The organism is Pelagibius marinus (genome assembly GCF_014925385.1).
Lineage (GTDB): Bacteria > Pseudomonadota > Alphaproteobacteria > Kiloniellales > Kiloniellaceae > Pelagibius > Pelagibius marinus.
Genome location: NZ_JACSDK010000009.1, coordinates 231,394 through 255,264, shown reverse-complemented (window position 1 = coordinate 255,264; position 23,871 = coordinate 231,394). Strand labels below are relative to the sequence as shown.

The following is a 23,871-nucleotide window of genomic DNA, read 5'->3' as shown; positions in this document are numbered from 1 at the left end:
GCCGCTTGACCTTGCCGCTCTCCTGCGCTTGTTATTAGCAAAACAAAAAGGCATCTCGGGGAGGAGCCGCCCATCAGCACAAGGCCGGCAAGGCAAAGCCGGCATGGGATGGGTCAGGGTGTCTAACAGTTTATCGACGATGAAGATCGCCGTGGTCGACCCGCAGTCGGACCGCGCGGATGTCATTGAGGAGGGCCTGCGCGACGCCGGCTACCGTGACATCCACCACATTTCCGAGATGTCCGGGCTGCTCGAGCGGCTGAGCGAGCTCGCGCCCGACGTCATCCTCATCGACCTGGAAAATCCCAACCGCGACGTCCTGGAGCAGATGTTCGAGGTCTCGCGCCTGGTCAGCCGCCCCATCGCCATGTTCGTCGACGACAGCGACATGTCGATGATCGAGGCGGCGGTCGAGGCAGGGGTCGGCGCCTACGTGGTCGACGGCATGAAGAAGGAGCGCATCAAGAACATCCTCGCCACGGCCATCACCCGCTTCAACACCTTCTCGCGCCTGCAGTCGGAACTGCAGGCCACCAAGGCGGCGCTGGCCGAGCGCAAGGTCATCGACCGCGCCAAGGGAATCCTCATGAAGGCCAAGGGGCTCAGCGAGGAGGAGGCCTACGCCCTGATGCGCAAGACGGCGATGAGCCAGAGCAAGAAGCTCTCGGAGATCGCCCAGAGCATCGTCACCGCCGCGGAGCTGCTGTCTTGAGCCGGCATCACGTGCGTATCGGCTTCATTCCGCTGGTCGACGCCGCGGTGCTGGTGGCCGCCCGCGAGCTGGATTTCGCCGCGGCCGAGGGCGTGGAGCTGGAGCTCTGCCGCGAAACCTCCTGGTCGAACGTGCGCGACAAGGTGGCCTTCGGCCTCTTCGAGGGCGCCCACATGCTGGCGCCCATGCCCATCGCCATGCGCCTCGGCCTCGGCTCGGTGGCGCACGAGGCCGTCGCCCCTTTTGTGCTGAACGTGAACGGCAACGCCATCTCGGTCTCGCGCGAGCTGGCCGGAATCATGGGGGCCCTGCGCGCGCCGGAGAACGGGCCCAAGAGCGGCAGTGCCGCCCTGCAGGCGCTGGAGGTGATGGCGGCGGGGCTGCGCGAGCTGCACCGCAAGCGCGGCGCGCCGCTGACCTTTGGCGTGCCCTTTCCCTTTTCCTGCCACGCCTACGAGCTGCGTCACTGCCTGGCCCACGCGGGCCTGCAGACCGGCCGCGAGGTGGAGATCGTCGTGGTGCCGCCGCCGCTCATGGTCGACGCCCTGCGCGCCGGCAAGCTGGACGGCTTCTGCGTCGGCGAGCCCTGGAACAGCGTCGCCGTTGACGCCGAACTGGCGGAGATCGTGCTGCCCACCGCCCGGGTCTGGCAGTTCGGGGCGGAGAAGGTCCTGGGCCTGCGCCAGGAGTGGGCCGAATCGAACCAGGAGACGCTCTTCGCCCTGCTGCGCGCCCTCCACAAGGCGGCGCTCTGGGCGGATCGGGCGGAGAACCATGTGACCCTCTCGGAGATCCTGGCGCGCGAGCCCTACCTGGACCTGCCGGCGGAAATCATCGAGCGTTCCCTGAACGGCCACCTCACCCTCGCGCCCGACGGCCGCCAGGGGCTCTTCGAGGATTTCCTGGTCCTGCAGCGCAAGGCCGCGACCTTTCCCTGGCGGTCCTACGCCTTGTGGATCTACGCCCAGATGGTGCGCGCCGGCCAGGTGGAGCACAGCCCGGCGCGCCTGGCGGCGGTGCGCGCAGCCTTCCGCCCCGACCTCTACCGAGAGGCCCTGGGCCCCGCCGGAGTCGACCTGCCGGGGGCCAGCGAGAAGGTCGAAGGGGCGCTGGCGGTGGAAACACCGGTGGCCTCCAGCGGCGGCAAGATGTTCCTCGGGCCGGACGCCTTCTTTGATGGAACTGTGTTCGATCCCAACGACCTGGAGGACTACCTCGCCGGTGCCGCGCCGACCGGCCGCGGGCGCCTGGCGACGTGACGAAGAGATGGCCTGCGCCAGTTTGTTCCCCCTCGCCACTCCAAGCCCGTCGTCCCCGCCAGCTTTTTGCCGGGACCTTTTGCCTTTGTGGCCTCTCGCATAAGGCGGTTTGATCAGAGGCAGCTTGCGATGGTTGGCCTGTGATGGCGGCTGGATGCCTGCTGCTTACTGCCCAGCTGAAATGATTTCTTTGACAACACAACAGCGGCTTCTGACCCAAGGGCGACATTTTCAAGCCCAAAGCTTGCTGCTTCAGGTCGACTTTAAGAAATCCATGATCTGCAACTTCGTCGTGTCTGTATTTCGGGGGTGGCACAGGCGCCGGTTCTCGCGTGGATGAGCGGGAACAACCAGGTGACCGAGAGAATACCAGGCGTCTTTCATCCTACGGCGGACGATAAGGCCATGGGTGCACTAAGACCCTTTAGCACGTGGTCACCCCGGTCAAGAAATCGGATGCCGGATCCAGATACCAGATCCTTTACAGTTTGCGACGTCCAGACTTCGTCCTCACTTGCCACCTGAGCGATGCGGGCTGCCACGTGAACACCGATTCCCGCAATGTCGCTGCCGCGCTCCTCGACTTCGGCGGTATGAACACCGCAGCGTACCGCAAGACCAAGCTCGTGACTCGCGTCGCGTATGTCACATCCGCACCGAATTGCACGGGCAGGACCGTCAAAAACCGCAATGGCACCATCACCGGTGGTGTTGACGAAGCGCCCACGATGCCTGTCTAGAACCTTCCGCACCGTTTCCTCGAACGTGCCAAGTATTGAAGCCCATTGCTCGTCACCGGCGGCGATAGCCCTGCCGGTCGAATCAACGATGTCAATGAACAGAATTGTCCCCAGCTTGCGATTGGTAGACTGAGTAGCTCGCTCGCCGGTAACGAACAGTTCCACTTGATCCACGATCTGGTCCGGGTTAATGGCCACAAAGTGATCCTCGCCTTCCAGCTCGACAAAGGTCGATCCAGCAATATGGTCTGCGATGAAGCGACCCTCCTCAACTCGGGAATCTTTATCCCCACTGCGGTGCATGACCAGAGTGGGAACCTGGATCGTCGGCAGGATCTCACGAACGTCCACGAGTGAATTCATTTCGATCAAGGCACGTGCGGATCCAGGACTGGCTGATGCCCGCGCACGCGCTCCCCACCACTCTGCCATCGCCGCATCTGCGCTTGGACACATGAGGTACATGTCGTTTTCCCAACCCCACTCGCTCTCCACTTGATCCGCATAGCGAGTGCGCTCCTCCGAGGTGTAGCCCCACGGATAGTCCTGGGCGGCCATGCGACGCGCATAGGACCCGTAGATGACCAGCGCCTCGACACGCTCCGGAAATGTCGCGGCGAAGAGGATTGCCATCGGCCCGCCTTCCGAATACCCGAAGATTGTTGCTCGCCGGACGTGTGTGGCGTCCATCACTGCGCGCACGTCGTCCATGCGTGTTTCAAGGTCCGGTAGCTCACCCGGCCGGTCTGATAATCCGGTGCCTCTCTTGTCAAACCGGATGAGCCGAGAAAAAGAGCCCAGTCGATCCAGAAATCGGGCATGATCCGGGTGGGCCCAGTCCATTTGAAGATGTGAGACCCAGCCAGAAATCAGCACCATTTCACGCGGTCCACGACCGGTGACTTGATAGGCAATGTTTAGGCCGTCGCTCTTGGCGTAGCGGATTGTGTCCTTCGACATGGTTTGCGCGAGAATTTCCTTGGTGTCGGAAGCGTAGTGCACATAGCGGGCGCTTGTCTAACGACGCCTCTTGGCACACAGCGGCGGTTTTCATGGTCTCGCTGGCAGGTCGGTTACCTGGTACCTACCGGACAATGGAGGACGGTTTCACTGGGGCTCGCTGGTCTGCTGCCGTGAGACTGCAGGTCTCGGAACTGCATTCATGTGAGACGCCTTAGCCCCTCGCCGTTCGATCATCGGCTTCTAGCCGATGTACTGCTCTGCAATGGCCCGGGTCCGAGATTTCATGCAACGCTGGGAGACCGAATCTACGTAGGCCCCGGATCGCGCTCGCTTGTCCGGGGTGACAGGCTGCTGAAAACTGGCAGAAACGGGAGGAATCTCGCCCATTTCGACCCGGCGGCGCTCCCTGGTCTGAGGAGTTGCCTAAATCATAGGCACACATAAGGTGTGCATAAATTTTAGACATTTCTCGTTGACAGCCTCTTTCGCGCTGCTTTAGGGTGCACTGCAACATTCGGGGACAGGCCAATGGCGGCCGGTCCCGTCACATAGCTGATTTACAGCCTTAGCTCCGCCGCAGGAGCATCCGAGCACAGCCGCTCGACCAAGCGACCCGAACCCGGGGCGCGATTGGTCGGGCGGCTTTTTTTTGGCCTCACACAGGCCCGCGGGCCCCGGCGGCAAGACGGAGCCAAGGGCCTTGGGGCGCCGCAGACAGAAGAGAACAGGGGATCATCAATGCACATCGTTTCCACATTGCGCGGAATTGTTCTCGGGGTCGGGGTGGCCGCCGTGGCTGCTGTGGCCGCCGCCGTGGCGCCGGCCCAGGCCGAGATGCTGGACGTCGAGAAGGACGAGCTGAAGTTCGGCTTCATCAAGCTGACCGACATGGCGCCCTTGGCCATCGCCTACGAGAAGGGCTACTTCGAGGACGAAGGCCTCTTCGTCACCCTGGAGCCCCAGGCCAACTGGAAGGTGCTGCTGGACGGCGTCATCACCGGGGAACTGGACGGCGCCCACATGCTGGCCGGACAGCCGCTGGCCGCGACCATCGGCTTCGGCACCAAGGCCCACATCATCACACCCTTCTCCATGGACCTGAACGGCAACGGCATCACCGTGTCGAACGAGGTCTGGGAGATGATGAAAAAACATATCCCTATGGAAAACGGCAAGCCGGTCCACCCGATCAAGGCCGACTACCTGAAGCCGGTGATCGAGCAGTTCCGGGCCGAGGGCAAGCCCTTCAACATGGGCATGGTCTTTCCGGTCTCCACCCATAACTACGAACTGCGCTACTGGCTGGCGGCCGGCGGCATCCACCCTGGCTTCTATTCGCCCGACAACATCACCGGGCAGATCCAGGCCGAGGCCCTGCTGTCGGTGACGCCGCCGCCGCAGATGCCCGCCACTTTGGAGGCCGGCACCATCAGCGGCTACTGCGTCGGCGAGCCCTGGAACCAGCAGGCGGTCTTCAAGGGTATCGGCGTGCCGGTGATCACCGACTACGAGATCTGGAAGGACAATCCGGAAAAGGTCTTCGGCATCACCAAGGAGTTCTCGGAGAAGTATCCCAACACCACTCTGGCCCTCACCAAGGCGCTGATTCGCGCCGCCAAGTGGCTGGACGAGAACGACAACGCCAACCGCATGGAGGCGGTGGAGATTCTCGCGCGCTCCGAATACGTCGGCGCTGACGCAGAGGTCATCGCCAACTCCATGACCGGCACCTTCGAGTACGAGAAGGGCGACAAGCGTGACGTGCCGGACTTCAACGTCTTCTACCGCTACTTCGCGACCTACCCCTACTACTCGGACGCCGTCTGGTACCTGACCCAGATGCGCCGCTGGGGGCAGATCGCCGAGCAGAAGGCCGACGGCTGGTACATCGACGTCGCCAAGCAGGTCTACCGTCCGGACATCTACCTGAAGGCCGCGCGCCTGCTGGTGGAAGACGGCCATGTCGCAGAGGCGGACTTTCCGTGGGACAGCGACGGCTTCCGCGACCCGCAGAGCGAATTCATCGACAGCATCACCTTCGACGGCCGCAAGCCCAACGCCTATCTGGATCAGTTTCCGATCGGCCTGAAGGGCGGCCAGAAAGTCGAGCAGAACGTCGTTGTGGGCGGATGAACCCCTCTTCCCGCGACCTTCCCTGCCCCGGGGGCCTGGCCCCCGGGGACTTCCTTCCCCGGGACTTTTTTCCAAGAGAGATCGAAACATGACGGCCACCGACATCGACAGCGCCGCAGGGATCACGGAAAAGGAGACCGCCGCCGAGCGGCGCGCCAGACTTTTCGCGCTCATCACCAAAGCGGACATCTACCTGAACCTGGTGGCGCTGGGCTGGCTGACCCCGCTGCTGAAGATCGCCGCCGGCGAGCCGGCGCGCCATAACCTGAAGGAAGTCTGGCGCACCCTGGTGCTGCCGCTGCTGGGCATCGGCCTCTTCCTGGCGCTCTGGGCGCAGACGGCGCCCATGGTGGACACTTCCCTCGGCGCCATCCCCGGCCCGGTCCAGGTCTGGGAGCAGGTGGAGAACCTCTACGACGATCATCTGCGCGAGCGCGAGAAGGAGGCCGCCTTCTACGAGCGCCAGGACCTGCGCAACGAAAAGCTGATCGCCGCCGGCAAGGCCGACCAGGTGAAGCACCGCACCTATACCGGCCATCCGACCTACCTGGACCAGATCATCACCTCGCTGCAGACCGTGGCCATGGGCTTTCTCATCGCCACCCTGGTGGCGGTGCCGCTGGGCATTCTCTGCGGCCTCTCGCCCAGCGTGAGCTCGGCGCTCAATCCGCTGATCCAGATCTTCAAGCCGGTCTCGCCGCTGGCCTGGCTGCCGCTGGTGACCATGGTGGTCTCGGCGCTGATGTCCAGCAGCGATGGCCTCTTCGCCAAGTCCTTCATCGTCTCCGCGGTGACGGTAACGCTCTGCTCCTTGTGGCCGACCCTCATCAACACCGCCCACGGAGTCTCCTCCATCGACAAGGACCTGATGAACGTCGGCCGGGTGCTGAAGCTGTCCTGGCCCAGCAAGGTGGTGAAGCTGGTGCTGCCCTCGGCCCTGCCGCTGATCTTCACCGGCCTGCGCCTGTCGCTGGGCGTCGGCTGGATGGTGCTGATCGCCGCCGAGATGCTGGCGCAGAACCCGGGGCTCGGGAAGTTCGTCTGGGACGAATTCCAGAACGGATCCTCCTCCTCGCTGGCCAAGATCATGGTGGCGGTGCTGACCATCGGCCTCATCGGTGTGCTGCTGGACCGCATGATGTACGCCCTGCAGACCATGTTCACCTACTCGGCCAACCGGTGAGGAGACGCGGATCATGGCATTCCTTGAACTGAAGAACGTCTCCAAGGCCTACGGCGACGGCGCCGCCAGGACCTCGGTGCTGAACGACATCAACCTGGCGGTGGAGGAGGGCGAGTTCGTCGCCATCGTCGGCTTTTCCGGCTCCGGCAAGACCACGCTGATCTCCGCCATGGCGGGGCTCATCACACCGGACAGCGGCGAGGTGCTGCTGAAGGGCGTGCCGGTGGCCGGTCCCGGCCCGGACCGCGGCGTCGTCTTCCAGAGCTACTCGCTCATGCCCTGGCTGACGGTCTACGGCAACGTGGCGCTGGCGGTGGGATCGGCCTTCAAGGGCCTGTCCAAGAAGGATCGCGACGCCAAGGTGCGCCACTATATCGACATGGTGGGCCTGACCCACGCCATCGATCGGCGCCCGGCGGAGCTCTCCGGCGGCATGCGCCAACGCGTGGCGGTGGCCCGGGCGCTGGCCATGAGCCCGGAGATCCTGCTGCTCGACGAGCCGCTCTCGGCCCTCGATGCGCTCACCCGCGCCAAGCTGCAGGACGAGATCGAGCGCATCTGGGAGGACGACCGCAAAACGGTGATCCTCATCACCAACGACGTCGACGAGGCCCTGCTGCTGGCCGACCGCATCATCCCGCTGAAGCCGGGACCGGACGCCACCTTCGGGCCGGCCTTCAAGGTGGACCTGCCGCGGCCGCGCGACCGCGGCGCCATGAACCACGACCCGGCCTTTAAGAAGCTGCGCGGCGAGGTGACCCAGTACCTCATGGGCGTCGGCATGGAGCGCGGGTCCGAGGCCGAGGTGGTGGTCGAACTGCCCAAGGTGGCGCCGATCACCCAGAGCGACCCGCCGCCGCCGGCCTACCGCGAGGCGGCGAAGTCGCCCATCGAACGCAACTACGTCGAGTTCTTCCGGCTCGAGAAGGTCTATCCCACGCCCAAGGGGCCGCTGACCGTCGTCGAGTCCTTCGACCTTAAGCTGCGCCAGGGCGAGTTCGTCTCGCTGATCGGCCACTCCGGCTGCGGCAAGTCGACGGTGCTCTCCATGACCGCCGGGCTGACGCCGATCTCCGGCGGCGGCATCGTGCTGGACGGCAAGGAGGTCGACGATGCCGGGCCCGACCGCGCGGTGGTCTTCCAGGCTCCCTCGCTGATGCCCTGGCTGACCGCGCGCGAGAACGTGGCCCTGGGCGTCGACCGCGTCTATCCCCACGCCAGCGAGGTCGAGCGCCGCGACATCATCGAGTACTACCTGGCCCGCGTCGGCCTGGGCGACGCCATGGACAAGGCGGCCAGCGAGCTCTCCAACGGCATGAAACAGCGCGTCGGCATCGCTCGCGCCTTCGCCCTCTCGCCCAAGCTGCTGCTGCTCGACGAGCCCTTCGGCATGCTCGACAGCCTGACCCGCTGGGAGCTGCAGGAGGTCCTGATGGAGGTCTGGCAGCGTACCGAGGTGACCGCGGTCTGCGTCACCCACGACGTCGACGAGGCGATCCTGCTGGGCGACCGGGTGGTGATGATGACCAACGGCCCGCGCGCGACCATCGGCAACATCATGAACGTGGACATTCCGCGCCCGCGCAGCCGCAAGACCCTGCTGGAGCATCCCGACTACTACGCCTACCGGGAGGAGCTGCTCGAGTTCCTGGAAGCCTACGAGGGCGGCGCCGACCCGGCGCCCCAAAAGACAGCGAGCGGGAAAACCGTCGAAAACGAAGAAGAGGAGGCGGCCTGATGAGCGCGACGCACCAGTACCACGGTTCTGGGCGGTCCGGCCCTGAACGTCTTGTCGTCATCGGCAACGGCATGGCGGCCGGCCGGATGGTCGAGGAACTGGTGACCAAGTCTCCGGGCCTCTACGACATCACCATCTTCGGCGCCGAGCCGCGGGTGAACTACGACCGCATCATGCTCTCGCCGGTGCTCTCCGGCGAGAAGGAATATGACGAGATCATCATCCACGACGATGCCTGGTACACAACCCACGGCGTTACCCTGCTGAAGGGCAGGATGGTCACCGCCATCGACCGGACGGCCAAAAAGCTGACCTGCGAGGACGGCTTCGAGCTGGATTACGACAAGCTGCTGATCGCCACCGGCTCCAGCCCCTTCGTCATCCCGGTGCCCGGCGCCGAGCTGCCGGAGGTGCTGACCTACCGCGATCAGGGCGACGTGGAGAAGATGCTGACCGCGGCGGCCAAGGGCGGCAGCGCCGTGGTCATCGGCGGCGGCCTCCTGGGCCTGGAGGCGGCGGCGGGCCTCAGGGCGCGCGGCATGGAAGTCACCGTGCTGCACCTCATGCCGACGCTGATGGAGCGCCAGCTCGACCCCAGCGCCGGCTACCTGCTGGAGCGGGCGGTGGAGGCGCGTGACATCCGGGTCATCACCCGCGCCAATACCCATGAGATCGTCGCCAAGGACGGCCACGTCTCGGCGGTGCGCCTGGACGACGGGCGGGAAATCCCGGCCGACCTGGTGGTCATGGCCGCCGGCATCCGCCCCAACGCCTGGCTGGCCAAGGAGGCCGGGCTGGCGGTCAACCGCGGGGTCCTGGTCGACGACGGCATGGCCACCGACGATCCCGACATTTTCGCCATCGGCGAATGCGTCGAGCATCGCGGCGTCTGCTACGGCCTGGTGGCCCCGCTCTACGAGATGGCCAAGGTGCTGGCCAGGCGCCTGATGGGCGACGCCGAGGCCGCCTACAACGGCATGGCCATCTCCACCAAGCTGAAGGTCACCGGCATCGACCTCTTCTCCGCCGGCGACTTCGCCGAGGGCGAGGGGCGCGAGGAGATCGTGCTGCGCGATCCGGCGCGCAACGTCTACCGGCGGTTGATCCTGGAAGACAACCGCATCGTCGGCATCGTGCTCTACGGCGATACCGGCGACAGCGCCTGGTTCTTCCAGCTCCTGAAGGACGGCAGCGACATCGCCGAGCTGCGCGACACCCTGATCTTCGGTCCGGCCTATGCGGGGGGCTCCCCGCTGGACCCTACGGCGGCCGTTGCAGCGCTGCCGGATGAGGCGGAAATCTGCGGCTGCAACGGCGTCTGCAAGGGTACCATCGTCGCCGCCATCTCCGAGGGCGGCCACAACAGCCTGGACGCGGTACGGGCGCACACCAAGGCCTCGGGTTCCTGCGGCACCTGCACGGGCCTGGTCGAGCAGCTGCTGGAACTGACCCTCGGCGACGGCTACGAGCGCGATGCCGTGCAGCCGATCTGCGGCTGCAGCGAGCTGGGTCACGACGAGGTCCGGCGCCTCATTGTCGCCCAGGAGCTGAAGTCCCTGCCGGCGGTGATGCAGGAGCTGGGCTGGAAGACCTCCTGCGGCTGCGCCAAGTGCCGCCCGGCGCTGAACTACTACCTGCTGGCCACCTGGCCCGGCGAGTACGAGGACGACTACCAGTCGCGCTTCATCAACGAGCGCGTCCACGCCAACATCCAGAAGGACGGCACCTACTCGGTGGTGCCGCGCATGTGGGGCGGCCTGACGTCTCCCGATGAACTGCGCGCCATCGCCGACGTGGCCGACAAGTTCAACATCCCCACGGTGAAGGTCACCGGCGGCCAGCGCATCGACCTGCTGGGCGTGAAGAAGGAGGACCTGCCCGCCGTCTGGGCCGACCTCAACGCCGCCGGCATGGTTTCCGGCCACGCCTACGGCAAGTCGCTGCGCACGGTGAAGACTTGCGTGGGCACCGACTGGTGCCGTTTCGGCACCCAGGACTCCACCGGGCTGGGCGTAGAGCTGGAGAAGTTCCTTTGGGGCTCCTGGACGCCGCACAAGGTGAAGCTGGCGGTTTCCGGCTGCCCGCGCAACTGCGCCGAGGCGACCTGCAAGGACTTCGGCGTGATCTGCGTCGACTCCGGCTACGAGCTGCACTTCGCCGGCGCCGCGGGCATGCACGTCAAGGGCACGGAAGTGCTCTGCACCGTGGCCAGCGAGGAGGAGGTGCTGGAGTACTGCGGAGCGCTCATCCAGCTCTACCGCGAGCAGGCCCGCTATCTGGAGCGTATCTACAAGTGGGCGGCCCGCGTCGGCGTCGATACGGTGCGCGAGCAGGTGGTGGAAGACCACGACAAGCGCAAACGGCTCTACGCCCGCTTCGTCTTCTCGCAGAAGTTCTCGCAGAGCGACCCCTGGGCCGAACGGGTGCAGGGCCGCGACGCGCACGAGTTCAAGCCCCTGGCGCAAGTCTCACTGGAGGACGTGGCGTGATGGACATGATGGTGAGCCGCTGGATCGACGTCGGCGCGCTGGAGGATATTCCGCGCCGAGGCGCAAGGGTGGTGAAGACCCCGGCGGGCTGCATCGCGGTATTCCGCACCGAGGCCGACGAGGTCTTCGCACTGGACGATCGCTGCCCGCACAAGGGCGGACCGCTCAGCCAGGGCATCGTGCACGGCCGCTCGGTCACCTGCCCGCTGCACAACTGGGTCATCGACCTGGCGACCGGCCAGGCCAAGGCGCCGGACGAGGGCCGCGTCGCCACGGTGCCGCTGCGCTCAGAGGGCGGCCGCCTGCTGCTCGACCTGGCCCGCATGGCCAGCCGCGCCGCCTAGGAGCAAGGCGATGCCCGACGGTCTCGCGTTGAAGAAGACCCGGACGACCTGCCCCTACTGCGGGGTCGGCTGCGGCATCCTCGCCAGCGATGCCGGGGACGGAAAGGTGCTGGTTTCCGGTGACCCCGATCACCCGGCGAACTTCGGGCGGCTCTGCGGCAAGGGGGCGGCCCTGGGCGAGACCCTGGGGGTGGAAGGGCGCTTGCTGCACCCGCAAGTCTACGGCCGCCGCGTGGACTGGGACAGCGCCATCGCCACCGTCGCCGAGGGCTTCGCCAGGACCATCGCCGCGCACGGGCCCGACTCCGTCGCCTTTTACGTCTCCGGCCAGCTGCTGACCGAGGACTACTACGTCGCCAACAAGCTGATGAAGGGCTTCATCGGCTCGGCCAACATCGACACCAATTCGCGCCTCTGCATGGCCTCCTCGGTCGCGGGACACCGCCGCGCCTTCGGCGCCGACACCGTGCCCGGCTGCTACGAAGACCTGGAGGAAGCCGACCTGGTGGTGGCGGTGGGCTCCAACTACGCCTGGTGCCACCCGGTGCTCTCCCAGCGCCTCGCCGAGGCCAAGGCGAAGCGCCCGGAGCTGCGCATCGTGCTCATCGATCCCCGGCGCAGCGCCTCGGCCGAGCTGGCGGACCTGCATCTGCCGATCAAGCCCGACTCCGACGTGGCGCTCTTCAACGGGCTGTTGCGCTGGCTGGAGGAAAACGGCTGCGGCGACGACGACTTTGTCGCGCAGCACACCCACGGATTGGAGGCGGCCCTGGCATCGGCGCGCGAGACCAGCCTGGGCGAGGCCGCGCGGCTCACCGGCCTGGGCCTGGCCGAGCTGCTCGATTTCTACCGCCTCTTCACCGTGACCCCCAAGGTGGTGACCCTCTATTCCCAGGGCGTGAACCAGTCTGAGAGCGGCACCGACAAGGTGAACGCCATCCTCAACTGCCACCTCTTGACCGGGCGCATCGGCAAGCCGGGCTGCGGCCCCTTCTCGCTGACCGGCCAGCCCAACGCCATGGGCGGGCGCGAGGTCGGCGGCCTCGCCAACCAGCTCGCCGCCCATATGGACATCGAGAATCCGGGCCACCGGGCGCTGGTGCAGGGCTTCTGGCAGGCCCCGGCGATGCCGGAGAAGCAGGGCCTCAAGGCCGTCGACCTCTTCGAGGCGGTGGCGGCCGGGCGCATCAAGGCGCTGTGGATCATGGCGACCAACCCGGCGGTCAGCCTGCCCGAGGCCGACCGGGTGCGCGCGGCGATCCGTGACTGTCCCTTCGTCGTGGTCTCCGACGTGGAGCAGCGCACGGACACCGGCGACGTGGCCGATGTGCTGCTGCCGGCGGCGGCCTGGGGCGAGAAGGACGGGACCGTCACCAATTCGGAGCGCCGCATCTCGCGCCAGCGCGCCTTCCTGCCGGCGCCGGGCGAGGCGCGGCCCGACTGGAAAATCATCTGCGACGTGGCCGCGGCCCTGGGCTGGGGCGACGCCTTCGCCTACACCGCGCCCTGGCAGATCTTCCGCGAGTACGCGGCGCTCACCGCCGACGGCAACGGCGGTACCCGCGACCTCGACCTCTCCGGCTGCCTCGAGTGGGACGGCGCCGACTACGAGGCGGCGGCGCCCTTCCAGTGGCCCTTCACCGCGGGCGAGGCGGCTGCGGGCGAGACTGAGGCGGCGGCGCCCAAGCGCTTCTTCGCCGAGGGCGGCTTCTTTACCGAAGACCGCCGGGCCCGCTTTGTGGCGGTGACGCCGCCGGCCGGGGAAATCGGCGGCCTGCCCTTCCTGCTCAACACCGGGCGCGTGCGCGACCAGTGGCACACCATGACCCGCAGCGGCCGCTCGCCGCGGCTGGCCCAGCACGTCGCCGAGCCCTACGTGGAAATCCATCCGGCCGACGCCGCGCGCCTGGGGGTGACGCCGGCGGGCCTCGTCGAGCTCACCAACCATCGCGGCAGCTATCTGGCGCGGGCGGTGATCACCGAGCGCCAGCAGCCGGGCCAGCTCTTCGCGCCCATGCACTGGAACGGCCAGACCGCCAGCGCCGGGCGGATCGATGCCCTGGTGGCGCCGCGCCGCGACCCGGTTTCCGGCCAGCCGGCCCTGAAGATGACCCGCGTCACGGCAATGGCCGCGCCGCTCGCCTGGTACGGCTTCGCCGTGGTGGCGCGCAGGCCCGCCGATATCCCCGCCGACTACTGGGCGTTGGCGCGCAGCCAGGCCGGTTTCCGCCTGGAACTCGGCGGCCGCCAGGTTCCCGCGGACTGGCCGACCTTCGCGCGCCGGCTCTTCGGCCTGACCGCCGCGGAAGAAACGGTCGAGTTCCTGGCCTACGGGGACAGCGACAAGGGCAGCCACCGCTTCGCCGCCTTCGATGCCGAGGGCCGTCCGCTGGGCGTCCTCTACGTCGCCGCCGAGCCGGTTGCGGCCTCGCGCGCCTGGGTCTGCCAGCAGTTCGACTCCGGCACCCTGGAGTGCGGCGCGCGGCGCGCGCTGCTGGCGGGCCGCGCCTGCGAAGGGGACGCCGACCCGGGCCCGATCATCTGTTCCTGCTTCGCCGTGGGCCGCAACCAGATCCTCGCCGCCGTGGGCGCGCAGAAGCTGACCTCGGTGGACTGCGTCTCCGCGGCCACCTCCGCCGGCAGCAACTGCGGCTCCTGCCGCGCCGAAATCCAAGGACTGATCGATCATGTCACCGTTGAAGCCGCTGAGTGAGCGCACGCCCGATCGTCGCCCCGCCGAACTCCCGGGGCGTATCGAGCCGCTGGCCAAGCTGCCGGTCTTTGTCTCCCTGCGGGACCGGACGGCCGTGGTGGTCGGCGGCTCGGCCGCGGCGGCCTGGAAGGTTGAGCTCCTGGCCGCCGCGGGAGCGGGCGTCACCGTCTTCGCGGCAGACCTCTCAGCGGAACTGCGGGCCGTGGCGGAGAACCTGCCCGGCAAGGTCACGATCCACCGCCGTGCCTGGCGCGACGACGACCTGGCCGGCACGGCGATGGCGGTCGCCGATGTGGAAACGGAGGCAGAGGCCGCTTGCTTCGCCGCCGCGGCACGCCGGGCGGGCGTGCCCCACAACGTCATCGACAAGCCGGCCCACTGCAGCATTCAGTTCGGCGCCATCGTCAACCGCTCGCCGGTGGTGATCGGCATCTCCACCGACGGCGCCGCGCCGGTGCTGGGCCAGGCGATCCGGCGGCGCGTCGAGACGCTGCTGCCGGCCGGCCTCGCCGCCTGGGCCGCCGCCGCCCAGGGCTTCCGCGCCGGCCTGAAGAGCCTGCTGCCCTCGCCGGAGCGTCGCCGCGCCTTCTGGCGCGCCTTTGCCGAGCTGTCCTTTACCGAAGCGCCGCTGGGCGACCTGGAGGCGCGCCTGCGGGTGCTGGCCGGTCATCACGGCGCGGAAGGGCAGGGGCTGCCGGGCGTCACCCTGGTCGGCGCCGGGCCCGGCGATGCGGGGCTGCTGACGCTCAACGCCGTGCGCGCGCTGCAGTCCGCCGACGTCATCCTCTTCGATGACCTGGTCTCGGATGAAGTGCTGGACCTGGCGCGCCGCGAGGCCCGGCGCCTGCTGGTCGGCAAGCGCGGCGGCCGTGCTTCCTGCAGGCAGGAGGAGATCAACGCCCTCATGGTGAAGCTGGCAAAGCAGGGCAAGCGGGTGGTGCGCCTGAAAGCGGGCGACCCGATGATCTTCGGGCGCGCCGGGGAGGAGATCGCCGAGCTGGAAGCCGCCGGCATCCCGGTCGAGGTGGTGCCGGGCATCACCGCTGCCCTCGGCGCCGCCGCGCGCCTCGGCGTCTCGCTGACCCACCGCGACTGCGCCCAGTCGCTGCAGCTGGTCACCGCGCACAGCCGCAAGGGCGGCCTGCCCAAGGACGTGAATTGGGCCCGCCTCGCCGATCCGCGCTCGACCGTGATGTTCTACATGGGCGCGCGCACCGGCGCCGAGGCCGCCGCGCGCCTGATGGCGGAAGGCCTTGCCGCCGAGACACCGGTGGTCATCCTGACGGCGGTGTCGCGCCCGGAGGAAGAGGTTGAGACCCTGACGCTCAGCGAGCTGGCCGCGCGCGGCGAGATCGCCCACGAGCACCCGGTGCTGATCGGCGTGGGCTCTGTCTTCGCGGCGGTGAAGGCGGGGACCCGGGCTGCGCCGGTCCTGCAGGCACGCTCGGCTTAGACGCGCGCTCTTTCTATTAGACCCGCTCCAGGGCGATGGCGATGCCCTGGCCGACGCCGATGCACATGGTGGCCAGCGCCCGCTTGGCGCCGCTCTTTTCAGTGAGTTCCAGCGCCGCCGTGCCGGTGAGGCGCGCACCCGACATGCCGAGGGGATGACCCAGCGCGATGGCGCCGCCGTTGGGGTTCACCCGGGCGTCGTCGTCGGCGATGCCCAGTTCGCGCAGCACCGCCAGGCCCTGGCTGGCGAAGGCCTCGTTCAACTCGATGACGTCGAAGTCGGACGGCGAAAGGCCGAGGCGGGCGCAGAGCTTCTGCGTTGCCGGGGCCGGGCCCATGCCCATGATGCGCGGCGGCACGCCCGCCGTGGCGGCCCCCAGCACGCGGGCGATGGGCGTCAGGCCGTGCGTCTTCGCGGCGGCCTCCGAGGCGACAATGAGCGCCGCCGCGCCGTCGTTGACGCCCGAGGCGTTGCCGGCGGTGACCGTGCCGTTCTCGCGGAAGGGCGTGCCGAGCGCGGCCAGCTTCTCCAAGGTGGTCTCGCGCGGATGCTCGTCGGTCTCGACCACCGTCGGCGGGCCCTTGCGGTTGGGGATGGTGACGGCGACGATTTCCTTGGCCAGACGCCCGGTGGCGATGGCCGCTGCCGCCTTCTGCTGGGAGCGCAGGGCGAAGGCGTCCTGGTCCTCGCGGGAAACGCTGTAATCGGCGGCGACGTTCTCGCCGGTCTCCGGCATGGAGTCGACGCCGTGGGCTTTCTTCATCAGCGGATTGACGAAGCGCCAGCCGATGGTGGTGTCGTAGATCTCCGCGTTGCGCGAGAAGGCTTGGCTCGCCTTGGGCAGGACGAAGGGCGCGCGGCTCATGGACTCGACGCCGCCGGCGATCACCAGCTCGGCCTCGCCGGCCTTGATCGCCCGCGCCGCCGTGGCGACGGCGTCCATGCCCGAGCCGCAGAGCCGGTTGATGGTGCTGCCGGTCACCGTCTCCAGCAGGCCGGCCAGCAGCGCGGACATGCGCGCGACGTTGCGGTTGTCCTCGCCGGCCTGGTTGGCGCAGCCGAAGATCACGTCGTCCACGGCAGCCCAGTCGACCGAAGAACAGCGCTCCATCAGCGCCTTCAGGGGAACGGCGCCCAGATCGTCGGCGCGCACGGCGGAGAGCGACCCGCCGAAGCGGCCGATGGGGGTGCGAACATAAGCGCAGATGAAGGCGTCGGTCATGGCCGGTTCCTCAGTTCTTGCCGTGGGCGGCGGCGGTGCGCGCCTTGAGGTCGTGCAGGGTCGTGAGTTCCAGGTCGCTCGGCGGCGGCGTCTCCTCGACGCTCTCGTTGAAGCGCGCCGGCCAGCCGCAAGTCTCCTGTACCTGTTCGCGGGTCACGCCGGGATGCAGGGAGGCGACGACGAACTCGCCGCTCTCCGGGTCGGTCTTCCACACCGCGAGGTCGGTGATCAGCAGCGTCGGCCCCTTGGTGGTGAGGCCCAGCTTCTCGCGCGCCTTGCCGCCCGCGCCGTGGCCGAAGGAGGTGACGAAGTCGATCTTCTCGACCATGCCGCGCCTGGACTGCTTCATGGTGATGAAGATCTTGCCGCAGGAAGACGCGATCTCCGGCGCGCCGCCGCCGCCGGGCAGGCGCGTCTTCGGCTTGGCGTAGTCGCCGATCACCGTGGTGTTGATGTTGCCGAAGCGGTCGAGCTGCGCGGCGCCCAGGAAGCCGATGGTGATGCGCCCGCCCTGCAGCCAGTAGCGGAACATCTCCGGCACCGAGACGGTGGTGACCGCGGTGTCGCAGAGGATGCCGTCGCCGATGGACAGCGGCAGCACGTCCGGCGCGGTGCCGATGGTGCCGCTTTCGTAGATCAGGGTGATGTCCGGCGCGTGGGTGAGGCGCGCCACGTTGCAGGCGGCCGAGGGCGCGCCGATGCCGACGAAGCAGACGTCGTCGTTGCCCAGCGCCCGCGCCGCGGCAATGGTCATCATCTCGTCAGGAGTGAAGGATTGCTCGGTCATTTCGCGGCCCTCACCTTGGCGACGCGCGCGGCGAAGTCTTCCGGCGTGGCGGCGATCACGTTGTCCTGCATCCAGGCCTGGAAGCGCTCGCGGTCGGCGGCGATCTCGTCCCAGGCCAGGTAGCTCTGGTTGTCGCGCTCGTAGTAGCCGTGGGCATAGGAAGGATGCGCCCCGCCCGGCACCTGGGCGATGGCGGTGACGGTCCAGTGCGGCAGCACGCAGGCGTTGGGATGCACCTCCGCGAAGTCCTCGACCACCTCTTCCACGGTGACGATGGCGCGCCCGGCGGCGAGGACCGCTTCCTTCTGCACGCCGACGATGCCCTCGATCAGCACGTCGCCGCGCTTGCTGGCCTTCTGGGCGTGGATCACTGCGACGTCGGGCCTTAGCGAGGGCACGGCGGCCAGGACCTCGCCGCTGAAGGGGCAGGTGACCGACTTGATGTTGGGGTTCACCTTGGCCAGGTCGGCGCCCTTGTAGCCGCGGAAGACCGCCAGCGGCAGGCCGGCGGCCCCGGCCTCGTAGGCGTTGGCCATGGCGGCGTGGGAATGCTCCTCGAGCTCCAGCGGCTGCGGCCAGTCGTTCTCCACCGCGTCGCGCAGGCGGCGCAGCAGGCCGACGCCCGGGTTGCCGGCGTAGGAGAAGATCAGCTTTTTGACGAGGCCCATGCCGATCAGCTGGTCGTAGATCACATCGGGGGTCATGCGGATCAGCGTCAGCCCGCCGATGCCCTGTCGGATCACCTCGTGGGCGGCGGCATGGGGGATCAGGTGGGTGAAGCCCTCGAAGGCCACGCTGTCGCCGGCATGGAGGTTCTCGCTGATCGCCTGGGGAAGCGATTGAAAGACGGCCACGTCATCTCCTCCTCACGTTTTCCTACAAATCCCAGATTGCCGGGCCGCCCTCAAGATCGTTTGTGCGATTATTGATATTTGTTCAATTAACGCACATAATGCGCCTTCCCGGGACCCCCAGGGCCGTGAGAGCGAGGAGTTGAAAGGGCGTGGAGAAGAGCTGGCTGGCGGAGCGGCGGCCGACCGATGTGATGCAGGGCCTGGCCAAGGGCCTGGCTGTGATCGAGGCCTTCCAGGAAGGCGCGACCGGGCTTTCGGTGTCCGACGCGGCCGAGCGCACGGGGCTGGACCGGGCGACGGCGCGGCGCTGCCTCCTGACCCTCAACGCCCTGGGCTATGCCGACTACGACGGCAAGTACTTCCGCCTCGCCCCGCGCACCCTGCGCCTGGGCCACGCCTACTACCGTTCGGCCTCCCTGCCGGCCACGGTGCAGCCCTTCCTCGAAGACCTCTCCCAGGCGACGGGGGAGAGCGCCTCGGTCTCTCTGCTGGATGCGACGGAGGTCATCTACGTGGCCCGCGCCTCGCAGAAGCGGGTCATGGCCATCAACCTGACGCCGGGCAGCCGGCTGCCGGCCTACTGCTCCTCCATGGGGCGGGTGCTGCTGGCGGCGCTGCCGCCGGCCGAGGCGCGCGCGATCCTGGAGCGTTCCGAGCGCCGCGCCCACACGCCGCACACGGTGACCGATGTCGGGGCGATCATGGAGATCCTGGCCCGGGTCGCCGAACAGGGCTACGCCGGCATCGACCAGGAACTGGAACTGGGGCTCTGCTCGCTCTCGGTACCGCTCATCGACAGCGAAGGCCGGGTGGTGGCTGCCATGAACATCGGCGCCAACTCGGTGCGCAGCGCCCTGCCGCAGATGATCGAGCGCTACCTGCCGCAGCTCCTGGCCTGCCGCGAGCGCCTGCGCCCGCTGCTCGATACGCGGGTGTGAGGGCGCAGGCTACTCGGCCGGCTTGAAGTAGCCGGGATATTCCTGCTGCAGCTCCGGGATGCGTTTGACCGTGCCGGCCAGGTGGTCTCGCATGGCCTCGTGCGCCGCCTGCGGGTCGCCCGACTCGATCGCCTCCAGCACCGCCCAGTGACCCTTCATGATCCGGCGGATCTTGCCCTCGGCGGGCAGGTCCAGGCGGCGCACCCGCGTCAGGTGCCCGGCCTTGGCCTTCAGCATGGCGTGGAGGTTCAGCTGACCGACGCCGGCGAAAAGCGTCTGGTGAAAGGCCTCGTCGAGCTGGTTGAAGAGGTCGATCTCATCCAGGTTGTCGACCAGGGTGTCCTGCATGGTGAGGATGGCGCGCGCCTTTTTCAGCACCGCCGGGTCCGGCGCCTCGGCCAGGCGCCGCGCCACCTCGGCCTCCACCGAGACGCGCAGGAAGTGCGCCTCGTAGAGCTGGGCGACATCGATCCTGGTCACTTCCGTCTTGGACTGCGGGATGATGCGGATCAGCCCGTCCTGCTCCAGGCGCTGCATGGCCTCGCGGATCGGGGTCAGGCTGACATCGAACTGCTTGGCCAGGTCTACCCGGGACAGCGTGGCGCCGGGCGGCAGCTCCATGCTGACGATGCGCTCGCGCAGCGCGTCGTAGACGCGCTGGGCCGCGGGGACCGAGTCCGCCCGGTTCGACAGGAATATCCCGGCCGGGGCAAGGCGGTCTTCTGGCGTCGGCATGGCCATGGATGAACTCTGCTCGCCTCCCGGATTAGGCCCTAGGCCCTTGATCGTGCGTGGAATCTAGATAGCGCGGATTCTGCATTGATTCAACTAGTCAACTAATATATTAGTTTGATCCTGTAAGCAATCGCTGTCGCCCCGGCGGCCGCCAATCAACGAACCCCCAAGGGGAGGGAACTATGGAATTCAACAAGCTGGGTGTGTTCTCGAAAGCCCTGGCGCTGGCGACGGTGCTGGGCATTGGCCTGGGCGCTGCCGCCGAGGCGAAGACCCTGAAGGTCCAGACCTCTTCGACGGCCAGTCACTTCACGCTGGCCTTCCTCAACGACAAATGGGTGCCGAAGCTCAAGGAAATGACCGGCGGTTCCCTGGAGATCGAGCTGCTGCCGATCAAGGCCGTGGTGCCGCACCGCGAGACGCCGGAAGCGGTCTCCATGGGCATCCTCGACGGCGACCTCACCTCGATCAACTACTTCGCCGGCCGCGACCCGGCCTTCGCGCTGATGGGCGACCTCATCGCCGGCTATGACAGCGCCGACCAGATCCAGACCTACTGCGCCGACGGCGGCGGCAAGGAAATGCTGCAAAAGCTGTACGACAAGTTCCAGCCGGGCGTGCACGTGGTCGGCTGCGGCGCCTATGCCCGCGAGGCCTTCGTCTCCAAGGTGCCGATCAACAGCGTCGCCGACTTCGCGGGCGTGAAGGTGCGCTCGCCGGAAGGCCTCGCCTCCGAGGTCTTCAAGCGCGCCGGCGCCTCGCCGGTCTCCCTGCCGGGCTCCGAGGTCTACACCGCGCTGGAAAAGGGTGTGATCGACGCCGCCGACAACTCGGCCTACGCCAACAACGACGCCAACGGCCTGCACAAGATCGCCAAGTTCCCGATCTTCCCGGGCATCCACTCCACCCCGATCCTGCAGTTCACCGTCTCGCAGAGTGCCTGGGACAAGATGACCCTGGCCGAGCAGGTGGCGCTGGAGACCTGGTACCTGGCGGCCTACAACGACATGCGCCGCATCGTCGACATGGAGGACCGCAAGCTGGTGGCCCGTGACAAGGCGGCCGGCGACCTGACGGTCATCGACTGGCCGCAGGCCGAGCGCGACAAGTTCCGCGAGATCGCGGTCGGCGCCTGGAAGGACTATGCCGGCTCTTCCGAGATGGCGCAGGAGGTCTACGCCTCGCACATCGCCTTCATGAAGAAGATCGGCCTGCTCAGCGCCGACTTCTGATGGCTTGAGGTTGCGTCCTGCCCCTGGGGGGCGGGGCGCGCCTCCCTTTCTTTCCGACTTTACCTATGGCCGCCTGACCTCGCCGCCACTAGGCTCACCGTTCACGTGCCGTGCCGCGAGCCGGACGCTTAAGGCACGCCAGGGGGCGCCCTCCAGATGACCGACACGACCGAAGCGCTCGACAAGACCGACATCGAAATCGCGGCCGACGATCCTCTGCACGAGGAAGAAAGCCTGCCTTTCGAGCGCTACAGCCTCGTCGACCACATCAGTCACTTCTCCGGCGTCGCCATTTCCGTGCTCTACCTGGTGGCGGCCGGGGCGACCCTCTGGGAAGTGGTGGCGCGCTACGTCTTCAATGCCCCCACACAATGGGCCTTCGAGGTTGTCATGGTGCTCTGCGCCGCCTCCTGGATGATCTCCTCGGGCTACGTGACGTTGAAGCAGCGCCATATCGGCATCACCGTCTTCCACGTCATGGCCTCGCCGCGGGTGCGCTGGTGGCTCGACCTCTTCGCCATGGCGGTCGGCGTCCTGGCGCTCTTCCTGCTGCTCACCGACGCGGCGATCAGGGCCTACACCGCCATCGACCACGTGGAGCGCACCGGCAGCGCCTTCAACTCGCCCATGCCGATGGTCCTGAAGGTGCTGCTGATGGTCGGCGGCTTCCTCTACCTGGCCCAGTTGACCGTCAACCTGCACCGGCATTTCGAGGCCGTGGCCTGGCGCGGCGTCGTGAAGGCGGTCGGCGGCCTCATGGTCTTCTACTTCCTGGTCGCCCTGGTGGCGCACTACAGCGGCGACGACAGCATCTTCACGACCGTGCAGGGCTTCTTTGCCGGCATCGGCGAGGCGCTGGATCCGCGCCAGGCCGTCGACATGCGGGCCTACGACCTGGGCACCGTATCGCTGATCATGGTGGTGCTGCTGGTCGCGCTGATGATGACCGGCATGCCGCTGGGCATCGTCACCCTCATCGTCTCGGTGCTCATGGCGGTGGCCTTCTTCGGGCCGCGCGGGCTCTACCTGGTCTCGACCAACGCCGCGGGCCTGCTGGACCACTACACCCTGGTCGCCATTCCCTTCTTCGTGCTCATGGCCTCGATCCTGGAGCGCGCGGGCATCGCCGAGGACCTCTTCGACGCCATGTCGATCTTCGCCGGCAACCTGCGCGGCGGCGTCGCGGTGCAGACCGTGGTGGTGGCGGTGATCCTGGCGGCCATGTCCGGCGTCATGGGCGGCGAGATCGTCATGCTGGGGCTGGTGGCCCTGCCGCAGATGTTCCGCCTGGGCTACGACCGCAAGCTGACCATCGGCCTGATCTGCGCCTCCGGCGCGCTGGCCACGCTGATCCCGCCGTCGATCATCATGATCGTCTACGGACTTTCGGCCGAGGTCGGCATCGGCGACCTCTTCATGGCCGGCGCCGTGCCGGGCGTCATGCTGGCGGTCTTCTACGCCCTCTACGTGCTGGCGCGCGTGCACATCAATCCCAAGCTCGCCCCCACCGCCAAGGAGGTGGAGGCCATGACCGGGCGCAGCAACAAGCTCTCCCGCGCACGCATGAACGCGGTGCTGCTCTGCATCACCCTCATCGCCGCGGTCATGGGCTCGATCTACGGCGGCATCGCCTCGGTGACCGAAGCCGCGGCGGTGGGCTGCATCGGCGCCATCGGCGTCGCCGCAGTGCGCCACCAGATGAAGTGGCCGGTGCTGCAGGCGGCGCTGCTGGGCTCCATGACCACCGTGGGCACCATTATCTGGCTGATCCTCGGCGCGGTCTCCTTCGTCGGTATCTTCAACCTGGTGGGCGGCGGCGACTTCATGCGCTCGCTGTTCCTCGACCTCGGCCTGCCGGCCATGGGCGTGGTGCTCATGATGATGGCGATCCTGGTGATTCTCGGCACCTTCATGGAATGGATCGCCATCGTCTTCATCACCGTGCCGGTCTTCGCCCCGGTGGTGATGACCCTGGCGCCGGAGCTGGGTCTCAGCGAGGACCAGGCCAAGATCTGGTTCGGCATCCTCTTCGTGATGAACATCCAGATCTACTTCCTCTCGCCGCCCTTCGGTCCGGCCTGCTTCTGGCTGAAGTCGGTGGCGCCCAAGGACGTCAGCCTGCAGGAAATCTTCGTCTCGGTGCTGCCCTTCATCGTGCTGCAGGTGATCGGCCTGATCCTGGTGATGATGTTTCCGCAGATCGCGCTGTGGCTGCCCACGGCCCTGGGCGGCTGAGCGGAAAGGAGAACGGGATGATCGGACGCGACAGCAAGGCGGACCTGAACGCCTACGGTTTCTGGCCCTGGATCTGCGGCGTGATCCTGGCCGTGGTGCTGATCTCGATAATGTTCGCCCTGGCTCGTGGCTTTGCCTGAA

At 67.4% G+C, this 23,871-nt stretch carries 18 protein-coding genes; 13 read left to right on the top strand and 5 right to left on the bottom strand.

Features of this window, described 5'->3' with window-relative positions; translation table 11 throughout:
* Positions 1-118 precede the first annotated feature (118 nt).
* Positions 119-712, top strand: coding sequence for an ANTAR domain-containing response regulator (locus H7X47_RS11120; protein ID WP_322096471.1), 594 nt, complete (start codon positions 119-121; stop codon positions 710-712).
* Entirely contained in the window at positions 709-1,971 is a 1,263-nt protein-coding gene (locus tag H7X47_RS11115; protein WP_193368737.1) for a CmpA/NrtA family ABC transporter substrate-binding protein, read from the top strand. Before H7X47_RS11120 ends, H7X47_RS11115 begins: the two co-directional genes overlap by 4 nt.
* Before the next feature lie 380 nt (positions 1,972-2,351).
* On the opposite strand, the gene H7X47_RS11110 is transcribed toward H7X47_RS11115, so the two are convergent.
* Positions 2,352-3,671: an adenylate/guanylate cyclase domain-containing protein gene (locus H7X47_RS11110; protein WP_193368736.1), complete on the bottom strand. Its 1,320-nt coding sequence runs from the start codon at positions 3,669-3,671 to the stop codon at positions 2,352-2,354.
* Positions 3,672-4,412: 741 nt separating this feature from the next.
* On the opposite strand from H7X47_RS11110, the gene H7X47_RS11105 reads away from it, so the two are divergent.
* The 7 genes from H7X47_RS11105 (at position 4,413) to cysG (ending at position 15,727) form a co-directional block, all read left to right on the top strand.
* Positions 4,413-5,807 (top strand): CmpA/NrtA family ABC transporter substrate-binding protein, encoded by a 1,395-nt coding sequence (locus H7X47_RS11105; protein WP_193368735.1) that lies wholly within the window; start codon positions 4,413-4,415, stop codon positions 5,805-5,807.
* Between the two features lie 88 nt (positions 5,808-5,895).
* Positions 5,896-6,990: an ABC transporter permease gene (locus tag H7X47_RS11100; protein ID WP_193368734.1), complete on the top strand. Its 1,095-nt coding sequence runs from the start codon at positions 5,896-5,898 to the stop codon at positions 6,988-6,990.
* Between the two features lie 13 nt (positions 6,991-7,003).
* On the top strand, positions 7,004-8,728 hold the full coding sequence (locus H7X47_RS11095) for an ABC transporter ATP-binding protein (protein ID WP_193368733.1): 1,725 nt from the start codon (positions 7,004-7,006) through the stop codon (positions 8,726-8,728).
* The gene (gene nirB / locus H7X47_RS11090; protein ID WP_193368732.1) at positions 8,728-11,217 is read left to right on the top strand and encodes a nitrite reductase large subunit NirB; all 2,490 of its coding nucleotides are present in this window, start codon (positions 8,728-8,730) and stop codon (positions 11,215-11,217) included. Before H7X47_RS11095 ends, nirB begins: the two co-directional genes overlap by 1 nt.
* Positions 11,217-11,561 (top strand): nitrite reductase small subunit NirD, encoded by a 345-nt coding sequence (gene nirD, locus H7X47_RS11085; protein ID WP_322096477.1) that lies wholly within the window; start codon positions 11,217-11,219, stop codon positions 11,559-11,561. The genes nirB and nirD overlap by 1 nt, the downstream gene beginning before the upstream one ends.
* Positions 11,562-11,571: 10 nt before the next feature.
* Positions 11,572-14,274, top strand: a complete 2,703-nt coding sequence (locus tag H7X47_RS11080) for a nitrate reductase (protein WP_193368731.1) — start codon at positions 11,572-11,574, stop codon at positions 14,272-14,274.
* The gene (gene cysG, locus H7X47_RS11075) at positions 14,249-15,727 is read left to right on the top strand and encodes a siroheme synthase CysG (protein WP_193368730.1); all 1,479 of its coding nucleotides are present in this window, start codon (positions 14,249-14,251) and stop codon (positions 15,725-15,727) included. Before H7X47_RS11080 ends, cysG begins: the two co-directional genes overlap by 26 nt.
* 16 nt (positions 15,728-15,743) lie before the next feature.
* On the opposite strand, the gene pcaF is transcribed toward cysG, so the two are convergent.
* From pcaF to H7X47_RS11060, 3 genes are read right to left on the bottom strand one after another with little or no spacing between them, the layout of a single operon-like run.
* A complete protein-coding gene (gene pcaF, locus H7X47_RS11070) occupies positions 15,744-16,949 on the bottom strand; it encodes a 3-oxoadipyl-CoA thiolase (protein ID WP_193368729.1) in 1,206 nt (401 codons plus the stop codon).
* A gap of 10 nt (positions 16,950-16,959) precedes the next feature.
* Complete coding sequence (locus H7X47_RS11065; protein ID WP_193368728.1) at positions 16,960-17,736, bottom strand: CoA-transferase subunit beta; 777 nt, start codon at positions 17,734-17,736, stop codon at positions 16,960-16,962.
* Positions 17,733-18,590, bottom strand: coding sequence for a CoA transferase subunit A (locus H7X47_RS11060; protein WP_193368727.1), 858 nt, complete (start codon positions 18,588-18,590; stop codon positions 17,733-17,735). The genes H7X47_RS11065 and H7X47_RS11060 overlap by 4 nt, the downstream gene beginning before the upstream one ends.
* Positions 18,591-18,739: 149 nt before the next feature.
* On the opposite strand from H7X47_RS11060, the gene H7X47_RS11055 reads away from it, so the two are divergent.
* On the top strand, positions 18,740-19,528 hold the full coding sequence (locus H7X47_RS11055) for an IclR family transcriptional regulator domain-containing protein (RefSeq protein WP_322096470.1): 789 nt from the start codon (positions 18,740-18,742) through the stop codon (positions 19,526-19,528).
* 9 nt (positions 19,529-19,537) lie between these two features.
* On the opposite strand, the gene H7X47_RS11050 is transcribed toward H7X47_RS11055, so the two are convergent.
* Positions 19,538-20,269 carry a GntR family transcriptional regulator gene (locus tag H7X47_RS11050; RefSeq protein WP_227010378.1) on the bottom strand — a complete coding sequence of 244 codons (732 nt, stop codon included), beginning with the start codon at positions 20,267-20,269 and terminating at the stop codon, positions 19,538-19,540.
* A gap of 176 nt (positions 20,270-20,445) precedes the next feature.
* Here H7X47_RS11050 and H7X47_RS11045 point away from each other — a divergent pair, with 176 nt between their 5' ends.
* The 3 genes from H7X47_RS11045 (at position 20,446) to H7X47_RS26100 (ending at position 23,870) form a co-directional block, all read left to right on the top strand.
* On the top strand, positions 20,446-21,495 hold the full coding sequence (locus H7X47_RS11045; RefSeq protein ID WP_193368726.1) for a TRAP transporter substrate-binding protein: 1,050 nt from the start codon (positions 20,446-20,448) through the stop codon (positions 21,493-21,495).
* Between the two features lie 156 nt (positions 21,496-21,651).
* Positions 21,652-23,730: a TRAP transporter large permease subunit gene (locus H7X47_RS11040; protein WP_193368725.1), complete on the top strand. Its 2,079-nt coding sequence runs from the start codon at positions 21,652-21,654 to the stop codon at positions 23,728-23,730.
* A 17-nt stretch (positions 23,731-23,747) separates the two neighbouring features.
* The gene (locus H7X47_RS26100; protein WP_193368724.1) at positions 23,748-23,870 is read left to right on the top strand and encodes a dihydroxy-acid dehydratase; all 123 of its coding nucleotides are present in this window, start codon (positions 23,748-23,750) and stop codon (positions 23,868-23,870) included.
* Position 23,871 lies beyond the last annotated feature (1 nt).